The organism is Mycobacterium sp., from assembly GCF_049281135.1.
In the GTDB taxonomy this organism is placed as follows: domain Bacteria; phylum Actinomycetota; class Actinomycetes; order Mycobacteriales; family Mycobacteriaceae; genus Mycobacterium.
Genome location: NZ_JBAPRN010000574.1, coordinates 1 through 3,681, shown reverse-complemented (window position 1 = coordinate 3,681; position 3,681 = coordinate 1). Strand labels below are relative to the sequence as shown.

Here is a 3,681-nt window from a genome sequence, read left to right as displayed (position 1 = left end):
GATCAACACCGTGCGCAGGCCTTCGGAAGCGCCGTAGACGGCGGCGGCCAGGCCCGCGGGCCCGCCGCCGACCACGATCAGGTCGTAGAAGTCTTGTGACGGCGTGGTGGTCAGGCCCAATGTGTCGGCCAGTTCGGCGTTGCTGGGTTCGATGAGCGGGTCGCCGTGTTCGGTGACGACGACCGGTAGCCGCTTGCCGTCCTCGCCGGCCGCTTGAAGTAGTTGCTCGCCGACGGGCTCGTCGGAGGCGAACCAGTTGTAGTGCAGCCCGTTGCGGGCCAGGAAGTCTCGGACTTCCCAGGACCGCGCCGACCAGCGGTGACCGATCACCTTGGTGTGCGGGATGGGTCTTTCGGGCGCCCGCTTCCAGGCATCCAGCAGATCGTCGATGACGGGGTAGAGCTTCTCCTCGGGCGGGTCCCACGGCTTGAGCAGGTAATGGTCCAGGTCGACGACGTTGATGGCGTCGATGGCGGCGTGAGTGTCGGCGTACGCGGTCAGCAACACCCGCTTGGCCGCCGGGTAGAGGTCCATTGCCTTCTCGAGGAAGTCGATACCGGTCATCTGGGGCATCCGGTAGTCGGCGACGAGCATGGCGACCGTCTCACCGCGCAACTTGAGCTGCTTGAGGGTGTCCAGCGCGTCCGGGCCCGATTCGGCCCGCACAATCCGGTGGGCATCGCCATATTTGCGCCGCAGATCCCTGGCAACGGCCCGGGACACCCCGGGATCGTCGTCGACGGTCAGCATCACCGGTTTGCGTGATGCGGTATCGGCACTCGCGGGGTTAGTCATCAGCGTCAAGTATGCGCTTGTCAGGCCTACCGTGTGGGGGTGAGGGTGGCGGTCCCAAATTCTCTGACAGCGATTTTGGCCAGCACGAATCAGCGGGTATCGTGGAGCAACGGTGCGTCATCGCGCTGGTTTCTTGCGTGCCCTGTCTTAGGAATTTCCTGTCACTGGCTCACGTTATAAAGCCGGCGAATGCTGCGCTGATCCGGGCGTAGAAGCAACGAAACCAAAAGACGAGGATTTCAGAGACGTTATGGCCAAGAAGGACGGCGCCATAGAGGTCGAGGGCCGCGTGGTCGAGCCCCTGCCCAATGCGATGTTCCGCATTGAGCTGGAAAACGGCCACAAGGTGCTTGCCCACATCAGTGGCAAGATGCGGCAGCACTACATCCGCATCCTGCCCGAGGACCGGGTGGTGGTGGAGTTGTCTCCCTACGACCTGTCCCGTGGCCGCATTGTGTACCGCTACAAGTAAAAGCCCGAAGAACTAACCGACGAGAGACAGAACAGGATCAAGAAGCCGTGAAGGTGAACCCGAGCGTCAAGCCGATCTGCGACAAGTGCAGGGTGATCCGTCGGCATGGGCGGGTCATGGTGATCTGCTCCGATCCGCGCCACAAGCAGCGTCAGGGCTAATCGCCCGCGCCGTGCGGCGCACACACAACTGAATGCAGACCTCCCAGCACCAGTGAACGGCAGGCATCTTTAGAGATGGGCCGTTCATCCACGTCCGGAACGGAGGCCGGACCCCGGAGCCCTGAGTTGTTTTCTGGGCCAGGGAACGGGCTGGGAATCAGACCTCCGCATAGAGAAGGAATGCCACCCATGGCTCGACTTGTGGGCGTCGACCTCCCGCGCGATAAGCGCATGGAGGTCGCGTTGACGTACATCTACGGTGTTGGCCGTACCCGTTCCAACGAAATCCTGGCCGCTACCGGGATCGACAAAGACCTGCGCACCAAGGACCTCACCGACGATCAGGTGACCCATCTGCGCGACTACATCGAAGGCAACCTCAAGGTCGAGGGTGACCTGCGCCGCGAGGTGCAGGCCGACATCCGCCGCAAGATCGAAATCGGTTGCTACCAGGGCCTTCGGCACCGCCGCGGCCTGCCGGTGCGCGGTCAGCGCACCAAGACCAATGCGCGCACCCGCAAGGGGCCCAAGCGCACCATCGCCGGCAAGAAGAAGGCCAGGTAAGTCATGCCCCCAGCCAAGAAGGCGGCCGCCTCTGCGCCCAAGAAGGGCCAGAAGACCCGGCGTCGGGAAAAGAAGAACGTCCCGCACGGTGCCGCACACATCAAGAGCACGTTCAACAACACGATCGTGACGATCACCGACCTGCAGGGCAACGTGCTGGCGTGGGCGTCGTCCGGTCACGTCGGCTTCAAGGGCTCGCGTAAGTCGACGCCGTTCGCCGCGCAGCTGGCCGCCGAGAACGCTGCCCGCAAGGCGCAGGAGCACGGCGTCAAGAAGGTCGACGTGTTCGTGAAGGGCCCGGGTTCGGGCCGCGAGACCGCGATCCGGTCGTTGCAGGCCGCTGGCCTCGAGGTCGGCGCGATCTCTGACGTCACCCCCCAGCCGCACAACGGCTGCCGCCCGCCCAAGCGCAGAAGGGTCTAGGTAGGAAGAAATGGCTCGTTACACCGGACCCATCACCCGCAAGTCGCGGCGCCTCGGCGTCGACCTCGTCGGTGGAGACCAGTCCTTCGAGAAGCGTCCCTACCCGCCCGGTCAACACGGCCGTGCGCGGATCAAGGAAAGCGAATACCGCCAGCAGCTGCAGGAGAAGCAGAAGGCCCGCTTCACCTACGGCGTCATGGAGAAGCAGTTCCGCCGCTACTACGCCGAAGCGGCCGGCCGGCCCGGTAAGACCGGTGACGAGCTGCTGCAGATCCTGGAGAGCCGGCTGGACAACGTGGTCTACCGCTCCGGGATCGCCCGGACGCGGCGGATGGCCCGTCAGCTGGTCAGCCATGGCCACTTCACGGTCAACGGGGTCAAGGTGACCATCCCCAGCTATCGGGTGTCGCAGTACGACATCATCGACATCAAGGGCAAGTCGCTGAACACCGTGCCGTTCCAGATCGCTCGCGAGACCGCGGGTGACCGCCCGATCCCCAGCTGGCTGCAGGTGGTTGGCGAGCAGCAACGCATCCTCATCCACCAGCTGCCCGAGCGCGCCCAGATCGAGGTGCCGCTCACCGAGCAGCTCATCGTCGAGTACTACTCGAAGTAATTCTGGCGCCGCATTCGCGGCGGCCAGAAAACCCAACGGCATCAAATAGTGGGTGCCGAGAAGGAGATAGAAGAACACCATGCTGATTTCACAGCGACCGACCTTGTCCGAAGAGGTCATCAGCGACAGCCGTTCGCAGTTCGTCATCGAGCCGCTGGAGCCGGGTTTCGGCTACACGCTTGGTAACTCACTGCGGCGCACGCTGCTGTCCTCGATTCCGGGCGCGGCCGTCACCAGCATCCGCATCGACGGCGTGCTGCACGAGTTCACCACTGTGCCGGGCGTCAAGGAAGACGTCACCGACATCATCCTGAACCTCAAGAGCCTGGTCGTGTCCTCAGAAGAGGACGAGCCGGTGACCATGTACCTGCGCAAGCAGGGCCCGGGCGAGGTCACCGCCGGCGACATCGTGCCGCCGGCCGGCGTCACCGTGCACAACCCGCAGATGCACATCGCGACGCTGAACGACAAGGGCAAGCTCGAGATCGAGCTCGTCGTCGAGCGTGGCCGCGGCTACGTCCCGGCCGTGCAGAACAAGGCCTCCGGTGCTGAAATCGGCCGTATCCCGGTCGATTCCATCTACAGCCCCGTGCTCAAGGTCACCTACAAGGTGGAAGCCACCCGAGTCGAGCAGCGCACCGACTTCGACA

Annotated in this window: 7 protein-coding genes; 6 read left to right on the top strand and 1 reads right to left on the bottom strand. The window is 64.0% G+C overall.

What is annotated here, in order from left to right:
- Positions 1-795, bottom strand: a 795-nt coding sequence (locus WAN02_RS22535) for a response regulator (protein ID WP_422266545.1), incomplete at its 3' end; no start/stop codon positions are given.
- Positions 796-1,045: 250 nt separating this feature from the next.
- On the opposite strand from WAN02_RS22535, the gene infA reads away from it, so the two are divergent.
- From infA to rpoA, 6 genes are all read left to right on the top strand, one after another.
- A complete protein-coding gene (gene infA, locus WAN02_RS22530; RefSeq protein ID WP_003418601.1) occupies positions 1,046-1,267 on the top strand; it encodes a translation initiation factor IF-1 in 222 nt (73 codons plus the stop codon).
- 47 nt (positions 1,268-1,314) lie between these two features.
- A complete protein-coding gene (gene rpmJ, locus WAN02_RS22525; protein ID WP_003879483.1) occupies positions 1,315-1,428 on the top strand; it encodes a 50S ribosomal protein L36 in 114 nt (37 codons plus the stop codon).
- A 189-nt stretch (positions 1,429-1,617) separates the two neighbouring features.
- Positions 1,618-1,992, top strand: coding sequence for a 30S ribosomal protein S13 (rpsM, locus tag WAN02_RS22520; protein WP_422266543.1), 375 nt, complete (start codon positions 1,618-1,620; stop codon positions 1,990-1,992).
- Positions 1,993-1,995: 3 nt separating this feature from the next.
- A complete protein-coding gene (rpsK, locus tag WAN02_RS22515) occupies positions 1,996-2,415 on the top strand; it encodes a 30S ribosomal protein S11 (RefSeq protein WP_285187426.1) in 420 nt (139 codons plus the stop codon).
- A 10-nt stretch (positions 2,416-2,425) separates the two neighbouring features.
- Positions 2,426-3,031 carry a 30S ribosomal protein S4 gene (gene rpsD / locus WAN02_RS22510; RefSeq protein ID WP_422266540.1) on the top strand — a complete coding sequence of 202 codons (606 nt, stop codon included), beginning with the start codon at positions 2,426-2,428 and terminating at the stop codon, positions 3,029-3,031.
- Positions 3,032-3,110: 79 nt separating this feature from the next.
- A partial coding sequence (rpoA, locus tag WAN02_RS22505) for a DNA-directed RNA polymerase subunit alpha (protein WP_422266538.1) occupies positions 3,111-3,681 on the top strand: 571 nt, incomplete at its 3' end.

Excerpts from the sequence above, each read along its gene's own strand:
- rpsM (WP_422266543.1), top strand. The coding sequence starts at position 1,618 with ATGGCTCGACTTGTGGGCGTCGACCTCCCGCGCGATAAGCGCATGGAG.
- infA (WP_003418601.1), top strand. The coding sequence starts at position 1,046 with ATGGCCAAGAAGGACGGCGCCATAGAGGTCGAGGGCCGCGTGGTCGAG.
- rpsK (WP_285187426.1), top strand. The coding sequence starts at position 1,996 with ATGCCCCCAGCCAAGAAGGCGGCCGCCTCTGCGCCCAAGAAGGGCCAG.
- rpsD (WP_422266540.1), top strand. The coding sequence starts at position 2,426 with ATGGCTCGTTACACCGGACCCATCACCCGCAAGTCGCGGCGCCTCGGC.